Origin of the sequence: Streptomyces sp. NPDC052109 (assembly GCF_040680195.1) — a bacterium.
Classification (GTDB): domain Bacteria; phylum Actinomycetota; class Actinomycetes; order Streptomycetales; family Streptomycetaceae; genus Streptomyces.
In genome coordinates, this window is the sequence record NZ_JBFAWF010000009.1 from 31,370 (window position 1) to 52,813 (window position 21,444).

Consider the following 21,444-nt stretch of genomic DNA (forward strand, 5'->3'; position numbering starts at 1 on the left):
CTCCTCGACCTTCGGCCGACCGGGACCGCACACCCCACGGCCGATGATGCTCCGGGCTGCGGTGCCGGGAGGGTTGAGGGTCCCTTCCAGGCGCCGCGGCCCGCGGGTGTTTTTCAGCCACGTTCAAACGTGCGGGTACGCTCGCAGACGTGCCCTCCATGAACGAACTGGTCCGCCAGCACACCGCACTCGACGACTCCGACCTCGAGTGGCTGCATCTGCTGGTCTCGGAGTGGCAGCTGCTCTCCGACCTCTCCTTCGCCGACCTGGTCCTGTGGGTTCCGACCCTGGACGGCACCCGGTACGTCTCGGTCGCCCAGATGCGCCCCAACACCGGCCCCACTTCCTACCAGGACGACATGGTCGGCCACCTCGTCCCGCGCGGCCGGCGGCCCATGCTGGACGCGGCGCTCGACGAGGGCCGGATCGTGCGCGAGGGCGACCCGGAGTGGCGCGAAGAGGTCCCCGTACGGGTCGAGTCCATCCCCGTACGGCGCGACGGCCGTGTCCTCGGCGTGATCGCCCGCAACACCAATCTGCTCACCGTCCGCACCCCGAGCCGGCTGGAGCTGACCTATCTCCAGAGCGCCTCGGACCTCGCGCAGATGATCGCGGCAGGATCGTTCCCCTTCCCCGACCAGCAGGTCGATATGGACGCCTCGCCGCGTGTCGGCGACGGTCTGATCCGGCTGGACGCCGACGGCATCGTCCAGTACGCCTCCCCGAACGCCCTGTCCGCCTACCACCGGCTCGGCCTCGCCGCCGACCTGGTCGGCCACCACCTCGGGCAGATCACCGCAGAACTCGCCCCGACCCGTGGCCCGGTGGACGAGGCGCTCGTCAAGCTCGCGAGCGGCTGGGCGCCGCGCGAGTTCGAGATCGAGGCCAACGACGGGGTGATCCAGTTCCGGGCGATCCCGCTCAAGCCCAAGGGCACCCGGATCGGCTCGCTGGTGCTGTGCCGGGACGTCACCGAACTGCGGCGCCGCGAACGCGAGTTGATCACCAAGGACGCGACCATCCGGGAGATCCACCACCGGGTGAAGAACAACCTCCAGACGGTGGCCGCGCTGCTGCGGCTGCAGGCCCGGCGCATCGATTCCGAGCGCGGCCGTGAGGCCCTGGAGGAGGCCGTCCGCCGGGTCGGCTCGATCGCGATCGTGCATGAGACGCTGTCTCAGAACCTGGATGAGCGGGTCGAGTTCGACGACATCGCCGACCGCGTGCTGGCGATGGTCGCCGAGATCTCACCGGGCAAGGTGACCGGCCGCCGCAGCGGGCGCTTCGGGATACTCGACGCCGAGGTCGCCACCCCGCTGTCGATGGTGCTCACCGAGGTGCTCCAGAACGCCCTGGAGCACGGCTTCCGCGAGGGCGACACCGGCACGGTCGAGGTCTCCGCGGTCCGTGGCGGCACCACCAAGGAGGCCCGCCTGCTCGTCACCGTCCAGGACGACGGCGTCGGCCTGCCCGCGGACTTCGACCCGCACCGCTCGGGCAACCTCGGCCTGCAGATCGTACGCACCCTGGTGGAAGGGGAGTTGGGGGGATCGTTCGACATGGTCCGGGCGCCGGGCCGGGGAACCAGGGTGATCCTCGATATTCCGGTGCGGGCGCAGAAGTAGCCCGACTACCGTACGTGGCCGGGCGTTCGGGGGCGCAGGAGGACAGCAAAAAGCCCCGGACCGCCGTCGGTCCGAGGCTTGTGCTCGTTGCTGCTCCGCTGTAGGGCTAAGCGCATCGGGGGATACTGCGCGCTGCGGCTCGGGGGCGGGAGATGCGTGCGTGCTGCACGCGCCGCCAAGCTCAGGCTGTCAGCAGGGGTGGGTATGTCAGGCGGAGGCCTGACGAGCCCGGTTGCGGGCGGCGCGGCGCTTCATGGCGCGGCGCTCGTCCTCGCTGAGACCACCCCAGACGCCGGAGTCCTGACCGGACTCGAGCGCCCACTGCAGACACTGCTCGATCACCGGGCAGCGACGGCAGACGGCCTTGGCTTCCTCGATCTGCAGCAGCGCAGGACCGGTGTTGCCGATGGGGAAGAAGAGCTCGGGGTCTTCCTCGCGGCAAACGGCGTTGTGACGCCAGTCCATGGCTGCTACCTCTCCTAGGTTCTCTGAACGTATTACGTGCAGGTTGCTTGTGAATGTGAACGCTTTCACGAATCCCTCAACAAGTGAAGGGCCGACCGCCGAGTCTCCCCGGCGTGGTCCTGGGGTATGAAGAGGGGTTCTGGTGATCAGTGGAGGCCGGTGTTGCGGGCCGTCCCGATCGCCACGTAGAGACTCGCAAACCTCAGCGGCGGATACAACCCCTTCCGGAAAGTTTTTTTTGATTCCTCGGTGTCGACTAGGTCACAGCCGTACTTCCATGGGGTGGATCCTGGCCTAAACGTTCGAGTGAAAGGACTTTCGCCCTTTCCGCTCACACAATCACACGCAGTGCACGGCGTACGCCTGTGAACGTCACGCTGCTACGCAGTCCCAGGTGGTCTCCGTCCATCTGCAGGGGGAGCGGCGCCTTCGAATGCAAGGTGAACTGGTCCAGATCGTGCAGTGAGACCACGTGCCTGCCGTGGGGGCCGCGCTCGGGGGACGAAGTGAGCAACTGGGTGCCATACCGGGCAACCGCGGCCGTCGACAGACGGCTGAGACCGAGTACGTCGACGCCGGTATCGAACGAGGCCTTAGGCGACGTGTACATGGGGCGATTGCCGAGATACGTCCAGGGGGACGTGTTCGAGATTATGGCCACCACGAGATCGGCAATCGGGTCCTCGCCGGGTCGCTCCAGCGTGATCGAGCCGCGCCGGCGGTTCGGCTCGCCGAGGAACTGCCGGATCACCTGGCGTACGTACAACGCGTGGGTCGACCTCTTCCCGCGCTCGCGCTGCTGCTCCACCCGGCCGACGACACCCGCGTCGAATCCCAGTCCCGCGTTGAAGGTGAACCAGCGGTCCGGGACGGCCTCGTCCTCGGTGCCGGGCGTGCCCGAGGTCAGTCCGAGCCCGACGACCCGCTCCCGGCCCTCCCGCAGCGCGTCCAGCAGGGCGCCGGTGGCCTCCACCGGGTCGTTGGGCAGGCCGAGGGCGCGGGCGAAGACGTTCGTGGAGCCGCCGGGTACGACGGCGAGACCGGGCAGGCGGTCCAGGGCGGGGCCGGCGTGCAGGAGGCCGTTGACGACCTCGTTGACCGTGCCGTCGCCGCCGAGGGCCACCACGAGGTCGATGTCGTCGCTGTCCGCCGCCTGCCGGCCGAGGTCGCGCGCGTGCCCGCGGTACTCGGTGGTGACCGCCTCCAGCTTCATCTCGCTGGCCAGCGCGTGGATCAGCACGTCGCGCCTGCGTGCGCTTGTGGTGGTTGCCGCCGGATTGACCACGAGAAGTGCACGCATGGATGGCAGCGTACCTACTGGGGGGTACCGGGCCCATACCGAGGTAGGGATCCGGTAAGAGGGACGGGCGTGAGCCTGGATACGTGGTGCGGGCGGTGGTGACGCCCATGAGCCCGGGGTGCGTTGCGGTCCGGCGGCCGCGTATGCGTCGCGGCCGGTCGCGCGGTCCGAGCGCCCCCTTTCGGGGCGCTCGGCACCGACCCCGCTACCCTGCTGGGGTGAGCAGTGAGCAGAACCCCGCCCAGGACACCGCTGAAGCCGCCGCGGCGCCCCGCCCCCGTCGGCTGACGTATGCCGCCCTGCTGGCCGGCCTGGAGGGTGTCGCGCTCATGGTCGGCGGGCTGTGGGTGCTCGTCCTCGGATTGGCGGGCGACCCGGACGACCGGCAGCAGGCCGTGACCCTGGGCATCACCCTGGCCGTGCTCGCGCTGCTGCCACTGCTCGCCGCCCGCGGACTGCTGCTGCGGCGCGGCTGGAGCCGCGGCCCCGCCGTGATCACCCAGCTCATGGCGCTGCCGATCGCCTACAACCTGCTCAAGGCCGACAGCATCGCGATCCCGGCCGGAATCGTCCTGGCCGTCGTGGCCGTGGCGGCGCTGGTGCTGCTCGTCAACGGCGAGACGACCCGGGCCCTCGGCATCAAGGGACCGGGTCGCGCCGAATAGTTCCCTCCGCGGATCACTCCTCGACGAGGAGCTTCTCCCGGAGCTGGGCCAGCGTGCGGGCCAGCAGCCGGGAGACGTGCATCTGGGAGATGCCGACCTCCTGTGCGATCTGCGACTGGGTCATGTTCCCGAAGAAGCGCAGGAGCAGGATCCGCTTCTCGCGCGGCGGGAGGTCCTCCAGCAGCGGCTTGAGGGACTCGCGGTACTCCACACCCTCCAGCGCCTCGTCCTCCGCACCGAGGGTGTCGGCGACCGCCGGGGACTCGTCGTCGGTGTCGGGGACGTCCAGGGACAGCGTGGAGTACGCGTTCGCGGACTCCAGGCCCTCCAGCACCTCCTCCTCGGAGATGGCGAGCTTCTCGGCCAGCTCGTGCACGGTGGGGGAGCGGCCGTGCAGCTGCGACAGCTCGGCCGTCGCCGTGGTCAGCGCGAGCCGCAGCTCCTGCAGCCGGCGCGGGACGCGGACCGCCCAGCCCTTGTCGCGGAAGTGGCGCTTGATCTCGCCGACGACGGTCGGGGTGGCGTACGTGGAGAACTCCACGCCGCGGTCCGGGTCGAACCGGTCGACGGACTTGATCAGACCGATCGTGGCGACCTGGGTGAGGTCGTCCAGCGGCTCGCCGCGGTTGCGGAAGCGGCGCGCCAGGTGCTCCACGAGCGGCAGGTGCATACGGACCAGCTGATTGCGCAGCTCCGCGTACTCCGCACTGCCCGCGTTCAGCTTGCGCAGCTCGACGAACATCGCCCGCGCCCCACTGCGGTCCTGGGGGTCGTGGTGTGCGGCCTGCACTGCCTGCGCGTCCGGCGCGTCGTCCTCGGCGTACCGCTCGTGCTCGCTCATCGTCCCGCCCGTAGCCCTTCCCCGAGGCCTGGCTCCCGCGCGGACGGCGGACCCGGCGCCGGATCCCTCCGCCGGTACGCCCTGCACGGCACCGTCACCGCCGGCACGCGCGGAGTCCCCCTCCGGGTGCGGTCTGGCCTGCTCGGGGATGCCGTCGATGCCGTCCGCCGTGCGTCGGGAACCGTCCCGGGGGGCCTCCCCTGAGACGTCACCCGTGTTCGGCCAGGGGGCACCCCCGTCCCCGGCCGGCAGCTCCCGTGTGCCGCGCTCTTCGTCCCGCACCGGACCGTCCCCGTTCCTCACGCCGGGCCAGGGCCCGCGCCGCGCTGTTTGTAGAGGCTGATCGACACGGTCTTGTCCTCGTCGACGGCGGACGAGACCTTGCCCGCGAGGGCTGAGAGCACCGTCCAGGCGAAGGTGTCCCGCGAGGGGGCGTGACCGTCCGTGGTCGGCGCCGAGACCGTGACCTCCAGCGAGTCGTCGACGAGCCGGAAGACACAGCTGAGCACGGAGCCGGGCACGGCCTGCTGGAGCAGGATCGCGCAGGCCTCGTCCACGGCGATGCGCAGGTCCTCGATCTCGTCCAGGGTGAAGTCCAAGCGGGCCGCGAGACCGGCCGTGGCCGTCCGCAGCACCGACAGGTAGGCACCCGCAGCCGGCAGCCGGACTTCCACGAAGTCCTGATTCGCCGCGGGCTCGCCTGCGATCTGGGACACCCTCACCTCCATGGTGGTACAAGCTTTACGGGGCCGAGGGTCGCCCCTCGGGCTAACGCGTACGTGGTTCCGCGGTGACGCTATCGCGCTCCGAACGTTTCTGTCCCGGGACCCCAACCCCCCTGGCGTCACTCACAGTAAAGCTGCGCATACGCTCCGTGTCTAGAGGGTCGGCGGGCCCAAATGGGAAGTGCGCGCGCCGGATTGACGTACCCAGACGTCAGACGCTCGAACCGTCGTGCGGCCACCGCCGATTGCAGTGTCACACGAGAACGCTGTCGGGCGGGAATGCGATCATGCGCGGAGCCCCTCCGACAAGGCCGCTCAGACCAGCACGTGGTCCACGAAGCACCACCGCCAGTCCTCGCCGGGTTCGAACGAGCGCATGATCGGGTGACCGGACGCCTCGTGGTGCCGCGTCGCGTGCCTCCCCGGCGAGGAGTCGCAGCAGCCGACGTGACCACAGGTGAGACACAGGCGCAGCTGCACCGGGTGCGTGCCGTCCCGCAGGCACTCCGGGCAGGTCGCGTCGAGCGGATCCGGTTCCGGGTGCGGCAGCGCGTCGGCGTGCGTGCACTGTTTCATGATTGCCAGATTACGACGGGCGTGCGGGTGGCCGCGCGGAAAACGAGGGTGGGCGAGGACCATGGACGTGATGCCGCTGCTGTTGCTGGTGGCGGGCAGTGCGGCGATCGCGGGGGCCGCCCGGCGCACTCCGGTGCCGGCGCCGCTGCTGCTGGTCGCCGTCGGCCTGGCGGTCTCGTACCTTCCCGGGGTCCCGCACTACACGCTGGACCCGAACATCGTCCTGCCCCTGGTGCTGCCGCCGCTCCTCTACAAGGAGGGCACGGAGAGCTCGTACCTCGATCTGCGCGCCCAGATGCGGCCCGTCGGACTGCTGTCGATCGGGTACGTGCTCTTCGCGACCTTCGCGGTCGGCTGGGTCGCCTATCTCGTCGTCCCGGGGCTGCCGCTGCCCGCCGCGCTGGTGCTGGGCGCGGTGGTCGCGCCGACGGACGCGGTCGCGGCCGCGGCGATCGCTCGCCGGGTCGGTCTGCCGTCCCGGCTCACCACCATCCTCCAGGGCGAGTCGCTGCTCAACGACGCCACCGCGATCACCGCCTACAAGGTCGCCCTCGGAACGGCCGTCGGTGCGGGCGCCACCTGGACGGGCGGCATCGAGGAGTTCCTGCGGGCCGCCGTCGGCGGTGTGCTCGTCGGGCTGGTGCTCATGGTGCCGATCCACTGGCTGCGCACCCATCTGACGGAGGCGCTGCTCCAGAACACCCTCTCCCTGCTGATCCCGTTCGTCGCCTACGGCGTCGCAGAGCAGTTCCACGGTTCCGGCGTCCTCGCGGTCGTGGTGGTCGCGGTCTATCTCGGGCACCGCGCGTGGGAGGTGGACTTCGCCACCCGCCTCCAGGAGGACGCGGTGTGGCGGATGGTCGCCTTCCTGCTGGAGTCGGCGGTGTTCGCGCTGATCGGTCTCCAACTGCCCACCGTCCTCGAGGGGTTGCGCGCCTACCACGGGGCCGACGCCGTCTGGTACGCGGTCGCCGTCTTCCTCGTCGTCGTCGCGGCCCGCTTCGTCTGGGTGTTTCCCGCGACCTTCCTGCCCCGCCGGCTCTTCCGCCGCATCCGGGAGCGTGAGGACGCCCCCACGTGGCGGGCGCCGGTCGTGACGGGATGGGCCGCCATGCGGGGAGTGGTCTCGCTCGCCATCGCGTTCTCCATCCCGCTCACCGTGAACAGCGGCGCCCGCTTCCCGCAGCGGAACCTGATCCTCTTCCTGACCTTCACCACGGTCATCGGCACCCTCGTGGTGCAGGGCCTGACACTCGCGCCGCTGATCCGCCTGATGCGCTTCCCCGACCGCGACCCGCAGGCCGAGACGCTCGCCGAGGCCAACGCCCAGGCACAGGCCTCCCGGGCCGCCGAGCGCCGCCTCGACGACCTCCTCTCAGACGAGCGCAACGAACTGCCCCCGCCGCTGGCCGACCGCCTGCGCACGGTCCTGGAGCGCCGCCGCAACGCCGTCTGGGAGCGCCTCGGCCAGACCAACCCGATCACCGGCGAGTCGGTCGACGACACCTACCGCCGTCTCTCCCGCGAGGTGATCAGCGCCGAACGCGAGGTCTTCGTCAGGCTCCGCGACCACCGATACATCGACGACGAGATGCTGCGCGCGCTGCTCAGGCGCCTGGATCTGGAGGAGGCGGCGGCGTACCGGGAGGCGGGTTAGCCCTACGGGACGGGCTCCCCGGGACCCGCCCTACGGGAAGGGCCGCCCGGTCACGACGGCGGCGATCGTCGTTCCGCGCGCGAAGGCGCCCTCCTCCGCGAGGGCGACAAGTCCGTACAGCAACTTGGCGACATACAGACGTTCCACCGGCAGCCCGTGCCGGTCCTCGAAGTCCTCGGCGAAGGCCTGCAGTTCGGGTGTCGTACGGGCGTAGCCGCCGAAGTGGAAGCGTTCGTCGAGGGACCAGGAGCCGGTACGGGCGCCGAAGGCACGTTTCTGCAGTGCCTCGACGTCGCCTTCGAGGAAGCCGCCCCTGAGGACGGGTACGCCGAGCGCGCGCTGCCCGGGGGCCAGGCCCGCCGCCAGGCCGGCGAGCGTGCCACCGGTGCCGCAGGCGACCGCTGCGACGTCCGTGTGCCCGCGCAGCTCCGCTCCCAGCGCACGGCAACCGTGCACGGCCGCGCTGTTGCTGCCGCCTTCCGGCACGACGTACGCCTCCTCGGCGCCGGCCGCGCGCAGGATCGCGGCCAGAGCGGCCGGTTCGGTCTTGCGTCGATACGTCGTCCTGTCGACGAAGTGCAGTCGCATGCCGTCCGCCGCGCACCGGGCCAGCGAGGGGTTGAGCGGCCGGCCGGCCAGTTCCTCGCCGCGGACCACGCCGGTGGTCGGCAGCCCGAGGAGGCGGCCCGCGGCGGCGGTGGCGCGCAGGTGGTTGGAGTACGCCCCGCCGAACGTGACCACGGGCCTGCCGTGGGCCGCGGCCACGTTCGGCACGAGCTTGCGCCATTTGTTGCCGACGAGGTCCGGGTGGATCAGGTCGTCGCGCTTGAGGAGGAGGCGCAGACCGCGCCGCTCGAACCGGTCGTCCCTTGCCTCCTGGAGGGGGGACGGGAGGCGGGGGGTGAGCGGGTCGGGGCTGGTCACCGCTTCAGGCTACGCGCCCCGCAAGGGGAGTGGGGCCGCGCCGACGTGCGGCTCCGCCGCGTGGGCGCGACCGGCCCATGGACCCGCCCCCGGCCATGGTGACCTGCCCCTGCGGCGCTACCCCTTCAGCCGCTCGGCCACCCGTTCCCGCAGCCAGTCCATCCCGAACCCCCGCGGATCCACCTTCCCCGGCTGCCACTCCCGGTGGCCGATGACCGACCGCTCCGACCACCCGTGCCGTCGGCACAGAGCCGCCGCCGCCCGCTCGATCGCGTCCAGCTGGGCCTGCGGCCAGGGGTCCGCCCCGTCGCCCAGGTTCTCGCACTCGAAGCCGTAGAAATGCCGGTTGCCGTCGGTGTTCGCCTCGTTGTCCGGCGGCAGTCCCCGCTCGGCGACGACCGCGCGCAGCACGTCGTCGTCGCCGAGGCCGGCATGGTTGGCGCGGCCGTAGCCGACCAGGTGGACCGTGCCGTCCTTGGTGATCACGCCGTGGCACAGCGGGCCGGGCAGCGCCGGACGGCCGTCCCGGCAGACCTGAACCGTGTACGCGCTGCCCCGGGTCACCGTGTGATGGATCATCACGCCGTGGACGGGCCCCCACGGGCCCTTGTGGTTGCGGTGGTGGTGCTGCCAGTCGCCGACCTCGACGACCGTGACGCCCTCCGCTCGCAGAGCGTCCAGAAACCCGCTCGCGGACATGGGTGGGGCCATGCCGCCTCCTTCGTGCCGTGCCGATCTCGTGCCGTGCCGGTCTGCCGTTCTGCCGGTCTTCCGGGAAACCCCTACCGAAACCCGACCTCCCGGACCACCTCGTTCGTACGCTGTGCGAGCCGATCCGGACAGACGGCGCAGGTCGCCGGCGTCCCAAGTCGCTGGACAGGGGCCCTCTTCGTGCCCAGTGACGCGTTGATCCATTCCCGCTCTTTCGGGTAATGGTGCGGCTGCGTTCCGTGCTGGAAGGCTCGGTGCCGAGACCGGTGCCTCCTGCGATTCGGCGCCGGGCATACCTGGGAGGCAATTCTCTATGTCGGTAGGCGAAGAGGTCCGCACGGATCAGGGCAAGCCGCAGCAGTCCCTCGGGACGGCGGCAGCGCGGAACCTGGCCACCACCACCAAGTCCGCTCCGCAGATGCAGGAGATCAGCTCCCGCTGGCTGCTGCGCACACTCCCGTGGGTCGACGTACACGGCGGCACGTACCGGGTGAACAGGCGCCTGACGTACACCGTCGGCGACGGCCGCATCACCTTCGTGAAGACCGGGGACCAGGTCGAGGTCATCCCGGCCGAACTCGGCGAGCTCCCGGCCCTGCGCGGCTACGAGGACGAGGAGGTGCTGACGGAGCTGGCCCGGCGCTGCCGTCAGCGCGACTTCGCACCAGGCGAGGTGATCGCCGACTTCGGCAACCAGACGGGCGAGGTGTACCTGCTGGCGCACGGCAGGGTCGAGAAGATCGGCACCGGCCCCTACGGCGACGACGCGGTCCTCGGAGTCCTCGCCGACGGCGCCTACTTCGGCGACCAGGCACTGATGGACCCGGACGCCATCTGGGACTACACCGTCCGCGCGGACACCGCGACCACGGTTCTGATCCTCAGCCGCCAGGACTTCCAGCAGGTCGCGGAGCGGGCGGACAGCCTGCGCGAGCACCTCGAGCAGCTGCGCTCGCTGCCGGAGCAGCGGACCAACAAGTACGGTGAGAAGGAGGTCGAGCTGGCGGCCGGCCACTCCGGCGAGCCGGACATCCCGCACACCTTCGTGGACTACGAGGCGCGTCCCCGCGAGTACGAGCTGAGCATCGCCCAGACCGTGCTGCGCATCCACACGCGCGTGGCCGACCTGTACAACCAGCCGATGAACCAGACCGAGCAGCAGCTCCGGCTCACGGTCGAGGCGCTGAAGGAGCGCCAGGAGCACGAGCTGATCAACAACCGCGACTTCGGCCTGCTCCACAACTGCGAGTACGACCAGCGGATCCAGCCGCACGACGGCGTGCCCAGCCCGGACGACATGGACGAGCTGCTCAGCCGCCGGCGCAGCACGAAGCTGTTCCTGGCGCACCCGCGCGCGATCGCCGCGTTCGGGCGCGAGCTGAACAAGCGAGGACTGGTCCCGGAGTCCGTCGAGATCGGCGGCAACCGCATCCCGACCTGGCGCGGTGTGCCGATCTACCCGTGCAACAAGATCCCGGTCACCCCGGAGCGCACGACCTCGATCATCGCGATGCGTACCGGTGAGCAGGACCAGGGTGTCATCGGCCTCAGGCAGTCGGGCATCCCGGACGAGATCGAGCCGAGCCTGTCCGTGCGGTTCATGGGCATCAACGAACAGGCCGTCATCAACTACCTGGTGACGGCCTACTACTCGGCCGCCGTACTGGTGCCGGATGCGCTCGGCGTGCTGGAGAACGTCGAGATCGGCCGGTGGAGGTGACGTTTCCGCACTTCGCGGCCGTGTTCCCGCCCGTCGGGCGGGGTAGACCCTCGGAATATGCGTCCGGCCGGGCCGGCGACGCCGGTGTCCGCGGACCTGGCGAGGGGGAGACATGGCCGAGTTCATGACGGAGACCGAACAGCGTTGCCCCGCCGTGCCGCGCCCCGGCCCGGCGGGGCAACGGCGGGGGAGGCCCGGCGACGCCGGCGCCGGTCCGCTCGAGGAACGACTCGAGGAACACGAGGAACAGGAGGAACGGCTCGAGGAACAACACGAACGACATCTCGACGGGCGCCTCGAAACACACGAGGCGGCCACACTGCTGGAGCGCACCCGGGCCGTGGTCGACCCGGAACTGCGCACGGCCCTGGAGTCGCTGCCGGGTTCCATGCGCCGGATCGCGCTCTACCACTTCGGCTGGCAGCACGCGGACGGCAGCCCGGCGGCGGGCAACGCCGGCAAGGCGATACGGCCCGCGCTCGTCCTGGCGGCGGCCGCCGCCCTCGGCGGTCCCACGGCGCGCACGGCGGCGGTCCGGGCGGCGGTGGCGGTCGAACTGGTCCACAACTTCACGCTGTTGCACGACGACGTGATGGACCGGGACACCTCCCGCCGGCACCGGCCCACGGCCTGGACCGTGTTCGGCGACGCCGACGCGATCCTCGCCGGTGACGCCCTCCAGGCGCTGGCCCTGCGGCTGCTCGCCGAGGACCCGCACCCGGCCGCCGGTCCGGCCGCGGCCCGGCTCGCGGACTGTGTCGTGGAGCTGTGCGCCGGCCAGCACACCGACACGGCCATGGAGAGCCGCGCCCCGGACGAGGTCACCCTCGACGAGGTGCTCGCCATGGCCGAGGCGAAGACCGGCGCGCTGCTGGGCTGCGCCTGCGCCCTCGGTGCGCTGTACGCGGACGCCGGCCCCGAGGAGGTGGCGGCGCTGGACGGCTTCGGCCGTCAGGCCGGGCTCGCCTTCCAGCTGATCGACGACGTCATCGGCATATGGGGCGACCCGCGGCGCACCGGGAAGCCGGCAGGCGCCGATCTCGCGGCCCGCAAGAAGTCGCTGCCCGTGGTGGCGGCCCTGTCCTCCGGCACCGAGGCGGCCGCCGAACTCGCCGAGCTGTACGGCAAGCCGTACGTCTCCGGTGACGCCGAGGGCATCGCCCGTACGGCACTGGCCGTGGAGCGGGCCGGCGGCCGGGACTGGGCGCAGGCCGAGGCGGCCGACCGGATGGCCCGTGCCGTGCAGGAGCTGTCCCGCGCGGTCCCCGATGCCGAGGCGGCGGGGGGCCTGCTGGCGCTCGCCGAGTTCGTGACCCGGCGCAGCGGCTGAGCGCTGCCCGCGCCGGAGGCGCGGAAGGACCCGGAGTCCCGGGCCCGCGCGGCTCCTGACCCCGCGCGGTCACCCGGGCTCCGGTCAGGCGGGTCCCGCACACCCCCCTTGTGCGGGACCCGCCGCTCACGCATGAGCGGAATCGTTTCTCCCACTTGGCCGCCGGCCCGGGAATCGGCTTGCGACCACTATGCCTGGAGTACTACAACTAAAGCACTACGGACGAAGTGGTCATCCTGCCGTGCCGAGTCCGGCAGAGAAGGGATCAGCTTGCGCAAGCTCACGTACTTCGTCGCCTGCTCGCTCGACGGCTTCATCGGGGACGAGCACGGCGACGCCTCGGCCATGTTCCGCTTCATGGACGAGGAGTACCTCGACTTCCTCGCCACGCAGTTCCCGGAGACCCTGGCCACCCACGGCCGCAGGGCCCTCGGCCTCGACGGCCTGGAGAACAAGCGGTTCGACACCGTCGTCCAGGGACGGGCCAGCTACGAGCTGGCACTGAGGGAGGGCATCACCAGCCCCTACGCCCACCTGCGCGAGTACGTCGCCTCCCGCAGCCTCACCACGTCCCCCGACCCGCACGTCGAGATCATCGCCGACGACCTGGTCGGCCGGGTGCGCGCACTGAAGGCGGAGGAGGGCGGCCTGGACATCTATCTGTGCGGCGGCTCCCGGGTCGCCGGAGAGCTGCTGGACGAGATCGACGAACTCGTCATCAAGAGTTACCCGATCGTCTACGGCACCGGCATGCCGATGTTCGCCGCCGGACTCGGCACAAAGGAGTTCGCCCTCGACGAGGTGCGCGTCTTCGGCAACGGCGTGGTCGTGCGGACCTGTACCAGGAAGCGGTGAGCGACCCGCCGACGCCGTACCGTGAGCGCATGCCGAAACTGCCCCGCATCCTGCACATCACCGAACGCTCCCTGTGGGAGGAGGCGCGCGAGCGCGGCACCTATGAGGTGTCGACCCGTGGCCGCACCCTTCAGGAGGAGGGCTTCATCCACTTCTCCACCCGCGAGCAGTTCCCGCGCGTCGCCGCGTTCCTGTACGGCGACTACGACGGCCCGGACGAGCTGGTGGTGCTGGTCGTGGACCCGGCCCTGGTCGGTGCGCCGGTGAAGTACGAGGCCGCGGAGCCGGGCGGGGAGGAGTTCCCGCACGTCTACGGGCCGCTGCCGGCCGACGCCGTGGTGGGCGTGGAGCCCTGGGGGTGAGGTGACCCGCGAGGGGGCCCACGCCCACGCTCCTGCACCGGCAGGCCCCCCGCGCGTGGGTCCGGGAGGAAGGGAGCGAGGACCCCTGTCCGCCGAGTCCGCCGCCCGCGGGCACCGCGGCCGTGTGCCTCTACGCGACGACGGCTCGCCGACCGCCGCCCGGCAGGCCGCCCGTCTCCGGGTCCCGGCCGGTCAGGCAGTAGGTGCCACCCGCGGGGTCCCGCATCACCGTCCAGTGCGCGCCCCCGCCCACGGCGACGGCCCCGTGCTCCTCGTGCCGGGCGCGGACGGCGGCGATGTCCCCGCAGGCGAGGTCGAGATGGGCTGTCGCGGGGCGCTCGTCGTCGAGCCGCTGGAGCAGGATCCGCACGGGCAGGCCCGTCGGCGGCCGCAGCACCTCGAACTCCGGACGGGACCCGGTCAGCCGTTCCCAGCCGGTGAGGCCGGCCCAGAAGTCCGACTCGGCGGCGTACGCGGACGGCGGGATGTCGAGGCACACCTGGTCCAGCCGGCTGCCCGCCACCACCGGCGGCCGTACCGTCTCCCCGTGCCAGGGCACGGCACAGAACAACTGCCCTGCCGGGGACCGCAGTACGGCCCAGTCTCCATGGTCCGCCACCGGCTCCGCGCCCAGTTCACGGGCCGCCGCGACCAACTCCCGCACGTCCGCGGCGCAGAGGTCGAGGTGGGCACCGCCGGCCCCCTCGGTGACCCCCTGGAGCTTCACGCACGCGTCCACCCCCACGCCCTCGTCGGGCAGCAGGGTCAGGAACTCCCCCCGCTCACCGCGTGGTGGGGACGCGTGGGTGCCGGTGACGGCCGTCCAGAAGGCGCAGGCCCCGGACAGCCGGCCCGCGGGCCGGTCGACGAAGGCGTAGGTCCAGCGAATGATCATGGCCGGAGTGTAGGCGCGAACCACCGGCCGGAGGCCGGGAATTCACTCCGCGGGCCGCTGGAGGAAACGCAGCTGGTTGCCCGCGGGGTCCCGGAAGGCGCAGTCGCGCACCCCGTACGGCTGGTCCGTCGGCTCCTGGAGCACATCGGCGCCGGACTCCCGGACCCGCTCGAACAGCGCGTCGCAGTCCTCGGTCGTGAAGATGACACCCCGGAGCATGCCCTTGGCGAGCAGTTCGGCCATCGCCTGCCGGTCGGCGGGCGAGGCGTCCGGGTTCGCGCCGGGCGGCTCCAGCACGATCTCGACGTCCGGCTGGAGCGGCGAGCCCAGCGTCACCCAGCGCATGCCCTCGAAGCCCACGTCGTTGCGGACCTCCAGGCCGAGCACGTCACGGTAGAAGGCGAGGGCCTTGTCGTGGTCGTCCACCGCGATGAAGCACTGCTTGAGTTTCACGTCCATGGACTCACGCTAGAACCATCCGGACCCGAACGCGCGCGACTCAGTAGGGCCGGCGGCGTGGGCGGGTGAACGTACGGGCCACGCAGGACGGGATGACCGCGCTCTCCTCGTGATCACGGGCCCGGTAGGCGCTCGGCGTCTCCCCGACCAGCTCGGTGAAGCGGGAACTGAAGGAGCCGAGCGACGTACAGCCCACGGCGAGGCACACCTCGGTCACCGTGAGGTCGCCGCGGCGCAGCAGCGCCTTGGCCCGCTCGATCCTGCGGGTCATCAGATAGCTGTACGGCGTCTCGCCGAAGGCCTTGCGGAAGCTGCGCTGGAAGTGCCCGGGCGACATGTGCGCGCCGCGGGCGAGCTCGGTCATGTCGAGTGGCTCGGCGTACTCACGGTCCATGCGGTCGCGCACGCGCCGCAGCCGTCTGAGGTCCTCCAGGGTCACGCCAACAGCTTGGCACAGGGCACCGACCACGCGGGGGGAAACGATTCCGCACAGGACCGCACAACAGAGTCCCCCATCTTCGACACGCCGTTCGCCCTCAGTTCTCCGCTCATTGGTCTGCCCTTGCTTGCCTTGGGGAATGGACCACATCACGTTCCTCGTGGCGGTCGTCATCGTCACGGCACTCGCGTTCGACTTCACGAACGGGTTCCACGACACCGCGAACGCGATGGCGACCTCCATCGCCACCGGCGCGCTCAAGCCGCGCGTCGCGGTTCTGATCAGCGGAGTCCTCAACATCGTCGGGGCCTTTCTGTCCACCGAGGTGGCCAAGACGATCTCCGGTGGAATCGTGGACGACACACTGGTCAGTCCGGCGATGATCTTCGCGGGGCTGGTCGGGGCGATCCTGTGGAACCTGGTGACCTGGCTCGCCGGACTGCCCTCCAGTTCCTCCCACGCCCTCTTCGGTGGTCTGATCGGTGCGGTCTGGGTCGGCGCGGGCTCCCACGCCGTGCACTTCGACAAGGTTGTCGAGAAGGTGCTGATCCCGGCCGTGGCCTCTCCGGTGGTGGCCGGCCTGGCCGCCCTGATCGCCACCTACCTCGCCTACAAGCTCACCGCGCGCGCCCGCCAGGACTCGGTGACCAAGGGCTTCCGCCTCGGTCAGATCGCCTCCGCGTCCCTGGTGTCCCTCGCGCACGGCACCAACGACGCCCAGAAGACCATGGGCGTCATCACGCTGACCCTGATCTCGGCCGGTGCGCTCGGCCACGACGCGGGCCCGCCGGTGTGGGTGATCGGCTCGGCCGGCCTCGCCATCGGTCTCGGCACCTACCTGGGCGGCTGGCGGATCATCCGCACGATGGGCAAGGGGCTGGCGGAGATCCAGTCGCCGCAGGGCTTCGCGGCCGAGACGGCCTCCACGACCGTGATCCTCACCTCCGCCCACCTCGGCTTCGCGCTGTCCACCACGCAGGTCGCCTCGGGCAGCATCCTCGGCGCCGGCATCGGGCGCCGCCTCGCGGAGGTCCGCTGGGGCGTGGCCGGCCGCATGGTGCTGGCCTGGCTGATCACCCTGCCCGCGGCCGCGCTGGTCGGCGGCCTCTCGGCGAGCGTGGTCAAGCACGGCGGCAACCTCGGTACGGCGGTCATCGCCCTGGTCGCCCTTGCCCTCGCCGCCACGATCGTCGCCGCGTCCCGCCGCAACCCGGTGCGCGCCGACAACGTCAACGACCACCACGAGGTCACCCTCCGTACCCCGTCCCCGACGCACGTCGGCTCGGCCGCCTGACCCTCCGGGAGCCCCCCATGCATGTCGACTGGTCCGCCCTCGGCAAGGTCGCCGGGGTCAGCCTCGGCGTCACCGTCGCCGTGGTCGTCGTCTTCACCTTCGGCGTCCTCGGCCTGTCCCAGGCCGAGGACGGCCGCTCCGGAGCCGCCGGCACGGGCCGTGCCCTGGCCGGCCTGTGCTTCCTCGCCTGCGCGGCGGTGGTGGCGTACGGGATCTATCTGATCGTGCCGCAGTTCCACTGACGTCCGGTACGGACGGACGTACGGGCAGGGGCCCGGCCGGGAAACCGGCCGGGCCCTCTCCGGAGCTCAGGCGGTGGCCTGGGGCCGTGCCGGGCCGAGGTAATGCACGGCGGTCTGTTCGGCGTGTGGGGCGAGCAGGCCCCGCAGTTCGTCGGCCGCGACCTTGAGGACGTCACCGTCCCGGGCGGCGTGGAGGGTTTCGAGGACGAAGGCGACGTGGACGGAGTCCTCGGTGACGCGGGTGCGGTGGGCGTCGCGGTGGTTCCAGTGGCGGGTCAGGACGCCCGTGCCGTCGGCGTAGATGATCTCGCCCGGCCGGGGGCTCTCGACGGTGCCGGGCTCGCCGAGGGGGGTGAAGGACTCGGTGCCGTGCGCGTGGCGGATGTCCACGTCGCCGACGACCTGGTCGAGGTCGAAGGCGCCGGCGGGCAGACCGTGCCGGACGGAGAGGGCGTTGTAGGAGTCGACGGCCGGGTTGATGCGCGGCAGCGATCCCCTCTTGGCGAGGCGGCGGCCGAGCGCGTCGACACTCGGGCGGACGCGGCGCGGGTTGGTGCCGAAGGAGCGGTACGCGGTGTGCCACGCCTCGATACGGGGGTCGGTCTCGTCGGCGGGCCGCCAACTGCCGTCGGCGAGCTGCTGCTCCAGTTCCGCCAGGGTGGCGGACGTGTGCGGCCAGGGCTCGTGACCGCGCACCCCCGTGGCGGTGACCAGGGCGATCAGGGTGCCGGGGAAGGCGGCCGCGACGGCGGGGTCGATGCGGAAGGCGGGCATGGGCGGGGTTCCGTTTCCTGCGGCGGAGCGGGCGGGTCAGGGCTTCCAGGGGCCGATGCGGTCCAGGCGGCGCAGCTGCCGGCGCGCGGTGGGCACGTCCAGGCCTTGGCCGCGCTCGGTGAGACGGCCGGCGACGGCGGTGCGGTGCTCGACCGGTTTGTGGTCGTCGTACTTGAACTTGGCCCGTACGTCGGTCACTTCCAGGCGCAGACCGCGGATGCCGGAGAGCATCCGGCCGTACGGAGGCCGGTCCACGGCGACCGGACCGTGGTCGCCGTCGGGCTGGAAATGGGCGAGCTGCCGGCGCAGCAGCTCGGCCTTGGCCTCGGGGTCGTCGACGATGACCGCGCGGCAGGTGAACTGGACGGCCGCGTAGTAGCTGGTGGGCACGCCGTCGGTGGGCGGGGTGCCGGGCCCGGCGCGCCAGGGGCCGGGGACGAAGGCGTGGTCGCCGATGACGGTGAAGGTGACGTGGGGGTCGTGCTCGATCGCGTTCCAGACCGGGTTGGGCCGGGCGAGGTGGACCAGGAGATGGTTGCCGTCGTACGCCTGTGGACCGGCGAACGCGGCAGCGAGGCCCGCCTGATGCTGACGACCTCGGGCCCGTCCCCGGTCGAGGTCTGGCGCTGGCGACTGGAGCCGGACGAGGAGTACGCCAGCCACCCCCACCAGGCCGGCGTGGTGGAGACCGTCAGCGTCACCTCCGGCCGGATGACCCTGGTGGTCGACGGCACCGTACACAGCGTGGAAGCCGGCCAGACCGCCACGTTCGACGGCGACACCCCGCACACCTACCGCGGCGCGGGCACGGAGACCTGCCACCTGATCATGACGGTCCACCTGCCCCCCGGGCCCGCCGCCACGGCCTGATCCGCGCGGCACGCCACGGCTGCGTCGAGGCGGTCGCGCGAGGGACGGGGCCCCTTCTCGGACAGCCGAGGTGCGCGACGGCGCTGAGCTGCCCGCACCCTTGGGGTGCACTGGCCTTTTGATGGTTGCCGGCGATGGGTTGCGACGGTCGCGATCAGGTGCCCTGCGGACTGTGTGCGGACCGCTGTCCCGCCCGGGGTGTAGGCGGCTGACGCCGGACCTCGGCGGGTCGGTGCCGGCACGTTGGCGGGTGTGCCGACCGCCGGTGATCTCCAGAGCCTGCCGCGCTGGCAATCGGGATGAACCGGGATGATCGGGGTGCGAGAGACTAGCCTCGGGCCATGGTGACGCGCACCCGGCTTTATCACGACGGCACTCTCGTCCTGGAGGACTTTCCCGTGAGTGACGTCCCTGCGCACCTCGCCGATCCGGCGTCGGTCCTGTGGTTGGACCTGTACCGGCCCGGACTCGCCGAATTCGCCATGCTCGGCCAGGAGTTCGCCATCCACGAACTCGCTCTGGAGGATGCCGCTCAGCGTGGGCAGCGGCCGAAACTCGACCGCTATCGCACCCACGAGTTCCTCAGCGCCTACGCCGTGACCGTCAGCCCGGACGGTGCGGAACTGACGTACAGCGAGATCGCCGTACTGCTCACCAGCCAGGCCATGATCACCGTCCGCAAGGACGACGGTCTCGACATCGAGGGCGTCGTCGCCCGCTGGGACGAGAGCCCGGACCTGGCCGGCCACGGCGTCGGATTCCTGCTGCACGGTCTGCTCGACCATCTCGTGGACGGACACTTCGCCGCGGTCCAGCAACTGGACGACAGCATCGAGGAGCTGGAGGGTCTGCTCTTCGCGGCCGGGCGCCGTGAGATCGAAGCCGTGCAGCGCCGGGTCTTCGCACTGCGCAAAACGCTCGTCCAGTTGCGCCGCGTCGTGCTCCCGATGCGTGAGGTGGTCAACGGGCTCATGCGCCCCGGCCTGCACCTGATCACCGACCCTCTCGTCCCGTACTACCAGGACGTCTACGACCACGTGCTGCGCGCCACCGAATGGACGGAATCGTTGCGGGACCTGGTGGCCTCGGTCATGGAGACGAACCTCTCGGTCCAGGCCAATCGCATGAACCTGATCATGAAGAAGGTGACGAGCTGGGCCGCGATCATCGCCGTCCCCACCGCGATCACCGGCTACTACGGCCAGAACCTCCCCTATCCCGGTTTCGGCCGCCAGTCCGGATTCATCACCTCCGCCGCCGTCATCGCGCTCCTGTCCGCACTGCTGTATCTGACGTTCAAGCGCAAGGACTGGCTCTGACCGGCACCGGGCACCGGCGACCAGGTCCCGAAGACAGGAAACTACCTGGTCATCCCCGGCTTTTCGGGCCGGTGAGCGGAGTAGTGTGAAGACACCGGGAGTTCTTCGCGCACCGGCTCCGCTGCGGGTGCGGTTTCCGGTGATCGACAGCGCCGGGCCGCACTCACGAGCCCGGGGACAGGTCCGCGCCATGCCCGTGACCATTGACCGTACGACATCGAGCAGACGCACGCCGCAGCCGGCCCGGCTGTCCCTGAGACCCGCGCCGGGCGGGCTGGACGGCATCTGGTGGCCTCGCTCCCGTGCCTTCACCCGTGAGCTGCCGTCCTTGACGGCCGCATTGGGCGATCTCTGGGGTCGTATCACGGGTGTCGCCGTGCACCCGGCCTACTGGCCCGTCCTGCCGCATTGGGTGTCCGACGCCGGGCGCACCGTGCAGGTGAGCTGGTCCACCGAGGCACAGGATCCGCACAGACTCACCCTTTTCTCCGCTGACGGCCGCCGGGACGTGCTGGTGATCCCGCCGGAAACCGGTGCGGATGCCGCCGCGCAGCTGATGGGCGGCGACGGCGTCGATGCCCCGGCCCGGGAGGAAGCAGCAGACAGGATCGATGCCCGGGGCAGGGAAGAAGCGTGGGAGAGCGACGGCGGAGCATGTCGGCCGGCGTTCCCGCCCCGGCCCATCGGCTCGACAGGGCCTTTCGCCCGGCGGTCGGCGGAGGTGAGAGAACCATGACTGTCGTCGCCGTGGCCGTGCTGCTCCTTCTGATCGCCGTCGGAGTCGTTCTGATCCACCAGCTCAATGGTCAGCACGACGAACGGATCGCTGCCTTCCACTACAGCGATGTTCTGCCGGGGATCGGGCGTCGGCCCCGGAGGCACCGTCGGTCGGCGGTGGAGGCGAGCGTTCCGACCCGCCCCGCCGCGACGGCGACCGCGGATGACATCGACTTCGGCCCGACCACGGACGGTAGAGGAAGGCGCGTCATGGCGATATTGCGAGACCGGAAGACGTACCGCGAGAGGATCATGCAGGCTCTGTACCAAGCCGCCGAAGGCAATCGCCTCCTGGGCGTCGATGGGGCGAAGCTCCGCACCGACCTCGGCATCCCTGAGCAGGACATGGCCGCTGCCTGTATGTACCTGGCTGGTGAAGGCTTGGTCGTCGTGGACTGGGGGAGGGGCAACACGCCTGCGATGGTCACGCTGACGCACCGGGGGATCCGGCAGATGGAGACGGAGGAGGAAGGGCGTGGCTGAGCCACCGCGTCGGCTTCTCGGACCGAAGCGAACCTTCACCAGGATGGTGCATGTCGGATTAATCCCTTTGGCGTAACGTGGAAAGCGGGTCGGCGCACGCTCACGTGCAATGACCCGGAAGGGCGGCTCCGGCGGG

The 21,444-nt window shown here is 71.0% G+C and carries 24 protein-coding genes and 1 pseudogene; 13 read left to right on the top strand and 12 right to left on the bottom strand.

Annotated features, from left to right (window positions below):
* Positions 1–158: 158 nt before the first annotated feature.
* Positions 159–1,625 (top strand): PAS domain-containing sensor histidine kinase, encoded by a 1,467-nt coding sequence (locus AB0L59_RS19795; protein WP_365585662.1) that lies wholly within the window; start codon positions 159–161, stop codon positions 1,623–1,625.
* A gap of 207 nt (positions 1,626–1,832) precedes the next feature.
* On the opposite strand, the gene AB0L59_RS19800 is transcribed toward AB0L59_RS19795, so the two are convergent.
* Together AB0L59_RS19800 and AB0L59_RS19805 are read right to left on the bottom strand one after the other, a co-directional pair.
* Positions 1,833–2,090, bottom strand: a complete 258-nt coding sequence (locus tag AB0L59_RS19800) for a WhiB family transcriptional regulator (RefSeq protein ID WP_003992873.1) — start codon at positions 2,088–2,090, stop codon at positions 1,833–1,835.
* Positions 2,091–2,421: 331 nt separating this feature from the next.
* Positions 2,422–3,390 (bottom strand): diacylglycerol kinase family protein, encoded by a 969-nt coding sequence (locus AB0L59_RS19805; protein ID WP_365585171.1) that lies wholly within the window; start codon positions 3,388–3,390, stop codon positions 2,422–2,424.
* Positions 3,391–3,608: 218 nt separating this feature from the next.
* Between AB0L59_RS19805 and AB0L59_RS19810 the strand changes: the two genes are divergently transcribed.
* Positions 3,609–4,055, top strand: a complete 447-nt coding sequence (locus AB0L59_RS19810; RefSeq protein WP_365585174.1) for a hypothetical protein — start codon at positions 3,609–3,611, stop codon at positions 4,053–4,055.
* 13 nt (positions 4,056–4,068) lie between these two features.
* Here AB0L59_RS19810 and AB0L59_RS19815 read toward each other — a convergent pair whose 3' ends face one another.
* The 3 genes from AB0L59_RS19815 to AB0L59_RS19825 all read right to left on the bottom strand — a co-directional run bounded on the left by AB0L59_RS19815 (position 4,069) and on the right by AB0L59_RS19825 (position 6,197).
* A complete protein-coding gene (locus tag AB0L59_RS19815; RefSeq protein WP_365585176.1) occupies positions 4,069–5,199 on the bottom strand; it encodes an RNA polymerase sigma factor SigF in 1,131 nt (376 codons plus the stop codon).
* Positions 5,196–5,612 carry an anti-sigma regulatory factor gene (locus AB0L59_RS19820; RefSeq protein ID WP_009190566.1) on the bottom strand — a complete coding sequence of 139 codons (417 nt, stop codon included), beginning with the start codon at positions 5,610–5,612 and terminating at the stop codon, positions 5,196–5,198. Before AB0L59_RS19820 ends, AB0L59_RS19815 begins: the two co-directional genes overlap by 4 nt.
* 324 nt (positions 5,613–5,936) lie before the next feature.
* Positions 5,937–6,197, bottom strand: coding sequence for a UBP-type zinc finger domain-containing protein (locus AB0L59_RS19825; protein ID WP_365585178.1), 261 nt, complete (start codon positions 6,195–6,197; stop codon positions 5,937–5,939).
* Positions 6,198–6,258: 61 nt separating this feature from the next.
* Here AB0L59_RS19825 and AB0L59_RS19830 point away from each other — a divergent pair, with 61 nt between their 5' ends.
* Entirely contained in the window at positions 6,259–7,854 is a 1,596-nt protein-coding gene (locus AB0L59_RS19830; protein ID WP_365585180.1) for a Na+/H+ antiporter, read from the top strand.
* Between the two features lie 30 nt (positions 7,855–7,884).
* Here the strand turns inward: AB0L59_RS19830 and AB0L59_RS19835 are convergent, their stop codons facing one another.
* Positions 7,885–8,778: a pyridoxal-phosphate dependent enzyme gene (locus AB0L59_RS19835; RefSeq protein ID WP_365585183.1), complete on the bottom strand. Its 894-nt coding sequence runs from the start codon at positions 8,776–8,778 to the stop codon at positions 7,885–7,887.
* Positions 8,779–8,895: 117 nt separating this feature from the next.
* Positions 8,896–9,489, bottom strand: coding sequence for an N-acetylmuramoyl-L-alanine amidase (locus AB0L59_RS19840; protein WP_365585185.1), 594 nt, complete (start codon positions 9,487–9,489; stop codon positions 8,896–8,898).
* 313 nt (positions 9,490–9,802) lie between these two features.
* Between AB0L59_RS19840 and AB0L59_RS19845 the strand changes: the two genes are divergently transcribed.
* The 4 genes from AB0L59_RS19845 (at position 9,803) to AB0L59_RS19860 (ending at position 13,756) form a co-directional block, all read left to right on the top strand.
* Entirely contained in the window at positions 9,803–11,209 is a 1,407-nt protein-coding gene (locus AB0L59_RS19845; protein ID WP_365585189.1) for a family 2B encapsulin nanocompartment shell protein, read from the top strand.
* A gap of 112 nt (positions 11,210–11,321) precedes the next feature.
* Positions 11,322–12,539, top strand: coding sequence for a family 2 encapsulin nanocompartment cargo protein polyprenyl transferase (locus AB0L59_RS19850; protein ID WP_365585191.1), 1,218 nt, complete (start codon positions 11,322–11,324; stop codon positions 12,537–12,539).
* 270 nt (positions 12,540–12,809) lie between these two features.
* A complete protein-coding gene (locus AB0L59_RS19855; protein WP_365585194.1) occupies positions 12,810–13,394 on the top strand; it encodes a dihydrofolate reductase family protein in 585 nt (194 codons plus the stop codon).
* Positions 13,395–13,423: 29 nt separating this feature from the next.
* A complete protein-coding gene (locus AB0L59_RS19860) occupies positions 13,424–13,756 on the top strand; it encodes a DUF952 domain-containing protein (RefSeq protein WP_365585196.1) in 333 nt (110 codons plus the stop codon).
* Between the two features lie 130 nt (positions 13,757–13,886).
* On the opposite strand, the gene AB0L59_RS19865 is transcribed toward AB0L59_RS19860, so the two are convergent.
* From AB0L59_RS19865 to AB0L59_RS19875, 3 genes are read right to left on the bottom strand one after another with little or no spacing between them, the layout of a single operon-like run.
* Positions 13,887–14,651, bottom strand: a complete 765-nt coding sequence (locus AB0L59_RS19865; protein ID WP_365585199.1) for a VOC family protein — start codon at positions 14,649–14,651, stop codon at positions 13,887–13,889.
* Positions 14,652–14,693: 42 nt separating this feature from the next.
* On the bottom strand, positions 14,694–15,110 hold the full coding sequence (locus tag AB0L59_RS19870; RefSeq protein ID WP_365585201.1) for a VOC family protein: 417 nt from the start codon (positions 15,108–15,110) through the stop codon (positions 14,694–14,696).
* Positions 15,111–15,150: 40 nt separating this feature from the next.
* Positions 15,151–15,549, bottom strand: coding sequence for a helix-turn-helix transcriptional regulator (locus tag AB0L59_RS19875; RefSeq protein ID WP_099055057.1), 399 nt, complete (start codon positions 15,547–15,549; stop codon positions 15,151–15,153).
* Positions 15,550–15,688: 139 nt separating this feature from the next.
* Between AB0L59_RS19875 and AB0L59_RS19880 the strand changes: the two genes are divergently transcribed.
* Both AB0L59_RS19880 and AB0L59_RS19885 read left to right on the top strand, forming a co-directional pair.
* Positions 15,689–16,843, top strand: a complete 1,155-nt coding sequence (locus tag AB0L59_RS19880) for an inorganic phosphate transporter (protein ID WP_365585204.1) — start codon at positions 15,689–15,691, stop codon at positions 16,841–16,843.
* A 17-nt stretch (positions 16,844–16,860) separates the two neighbouring features.
* The gene (locus tag AB0L59_RS19885) at positions 16,861–17,085 is read left to right on the top strand and encodes a hypothetical protein (RefSeq protein ID WP_365585206.1); all 225 of its coding nucleotides are present in this window, start codon (positions 16,861–16,863) and stop codon (positions 17,083–17,085) included.
* 66 nt (positions 17,086–17,151) lie between these two features.
* On the opposite strand, the gene AB0L59_RS19890 is transcribed toward AB0L59_RS19885, so the two are convergent.
* Together AB0L59_RS19890 and AB0L59_RS19895 are read right to left on the bottom strand one after the other, a co-directional pair.
* On the bottom strand, positions 17,152–17,859 hold the full coding sequence (locus tag AB0L59_RS19890) for a phenylalanine--tRNA ligase beta subunit-related protein (protein ID WP_365585208.1): 708 nt from the start codon (positions 17,857–17,859) through the stop codon (positions 17,152–17,154).
* 36 nt (positions 17,860–17,895) lie between these two features.
* Complete coding sequence (locus tag AB0L59_RS19895) at positions 17,896–18,522, bottom strand: FMN-binding negative transcriptional regulator (protein ID WP_365585211.1); 627 nt, start codon at positions 18,520–18,522, stop codon at positions 17,896–17,898.
* On the opposite strand from AB0L59_RS19895, the pseudogene AB0L59_RS19900 reads away from it, so the two are divergent.
* The 4 genes and pseudogenes from AB0L59_RS19900 to AB0L59_RS19915 form a co-directional block, all read left to right on the top strand.
* Positions 18,409–18,729: pseudogene (locus AB0L59_RS19900) on the top strand (cupin domain-containing protein); the annotation flags it as partial. The gene AB0L59_RS19895 and the pseudogene AB0L59_RS19900 sit on opposite strands and share 114 nt — an antisense overlap.
* 341 nt (positions 18,730–19,070) lie before the next feature.
* On the top strand, positions 19,071–20,048 hold the full coding sequence (locus AB0L59_RS19905) for a magnesium transporter CorA family protein (protein ID WP_365585213.1): 978 nt from the start codon (positions 19,071–19,073) through the stop codon (positions 20,046–20,048).
* A gap of 190 nt (positions 20,049–20,238) precedes the next feature.
* A complete protein-coding gene (locus AB0L59_RS19910; protein ID WP_365585216.1) occupies positions 20,239–20,784 on the top strand; it encodes a DUF5994 family protein in 546 nt (181 codons plus the stop codon).
* 251 nt (positions 20,785–21,035) lie between these two features.
* The gene (locus tag AB0L59_RS19915) at positions 21,036–21,308 is read left to right on the top strand and encodes a hypothetical protein (RefSeq protein ID WP_365585666.1); all 273 of its coding nucleotides are present in this window, start codon (positions 21,036–21,038) and stop codon (positions 21,306–21,308) included.
* The last annotated feature ends 136 nt before the right edge of the window (positions 21,309–21,444 follow it).

Excerpts from the sequence above, each read along its gene's own strand:
- AB0L59_RS19795 (WP_365585662.1), top strand. The coding sequence starts at position 159 with ATGAACGAACTGGTCCGCCAGCACACCGCACTCGACGACTCCGACCTC.
- AB0L59_RS19800 (WP_003992873.1), bottom strand. The coding sequence starts at position 2,090 with ATGGACTGGCGTCACAACGCCGTTTGCCGCGAGGAAGACCCCGAGCTC.
- AB0L59_RS19805 (WP_365585171.1), bottom strand. The coding sequence starts at position 3,390 with ATGCGTGCACTTCTCGTGGTCAATCCGGCGGCAACCACCACAAGCGCA.
- AB0L59_RS19825 (WP_365585178.1), bottom strand. The coding sequence starts at position 6,197 with ATGAAACAGTGCACGCACGCCGACGCGCTGCCGCACCCGGAACCGGAT.
- AB0L59_RS19830 (WP_365585180.1), top strand. The coding sequence starts at position 6,259 with ATGGACGTGATGCCGCTGCTGTTGCTGGTGGCGGGCAGTGCGGCGATC.
- AB0L59_RS19840 (WP_365585185.1), bottom strand. The coding sequence starts at position 9,489 with ATGGCCCCACCCATGTCCGCGAGCGGGTTTCTGGACGCTCTGCGAGCG.
- AB0L59_RS19845 (WP_365585189.1), top strand. The coding sequence starts at position 9,803 with ATGTCGGTAGGCGAAGAGGTCCGCACGGATCAGGGCAAGCCGCAGCAG.
- AB0L59_RS19850 (WP_365585191.1), top strand. The coding sequence starts at position 11,322 with ATGGCCGAGTTCATGACGGAGACCGAACAGCGTTGCCCCGCCGTGCCG.
- AB0L59_RS19860 (WP_365585196.1), top strand. The coding sequence starts at position 13,424 with ATGCCGAAACTGCCCCGCATCCTGCACATCACCGAACGCTCCCTGTGG.
- AB0L59_RS19865 (WP_365585199.1), bottom strand. The coding sequence starts at position 14,651 with ATGATCATTCGCTGGACCTACGCCTTCGTCGACCGGCCCGCGGGCCGG.
- AB0L59_RS19870 (WP_365585201.1), bottom strand. The coding sequence starts at position 15,110 with ATGGACGTGAAACTCAAGCAGTGCTTCATCGCGGTGGACGACCACGAC.
- AB0L59_RS19880 (WP_365585204.1), top strand. The coding sequence starts at position 15,689 with ATGGACCACATCACGTTCCTCGTGGCGGTCGTCATCGTCACGGCACTC.
- AB0L59_RS19885 (WP_365585206.1), top strand. The coding sequence starts at position 16,861 with ATGCATGTCGACTGGTCCGCCCTCGGCAAGGTCGCCGGGGTCAGCCTC.
- AB0L59_RS19890 (WP_365585208.1), bottom strand. The coding sequence starts at position 17,859 with ATGCCCGCCTTCCGCATCGACCCCGCCGTCGCGGCCGCCTTCCCCGGC.
- AB0L59_RS19905 (WP_365585213.1), top strand. The coding sequence starts at position 19,071 with ATGGTGACGCGCACCCGGCTTTATCACGACGGCACTCTCGTCCTGGAG.
- AB0L59_RS19910 (WP_365585216.1), top strand. The coding sequence starts at position 20,239 with ATGCCCGTGACCATTGACCGTACGACATCGAGCAGACGCACGCCGCAG.
- AB0L59_RS19915 (WP_365585666.1), top strand. The coding sequence starts at position 21,036 with ATGGCGATATTGCGAGACCGGAAGACGTACCGCGAGAGGATCATGCAG.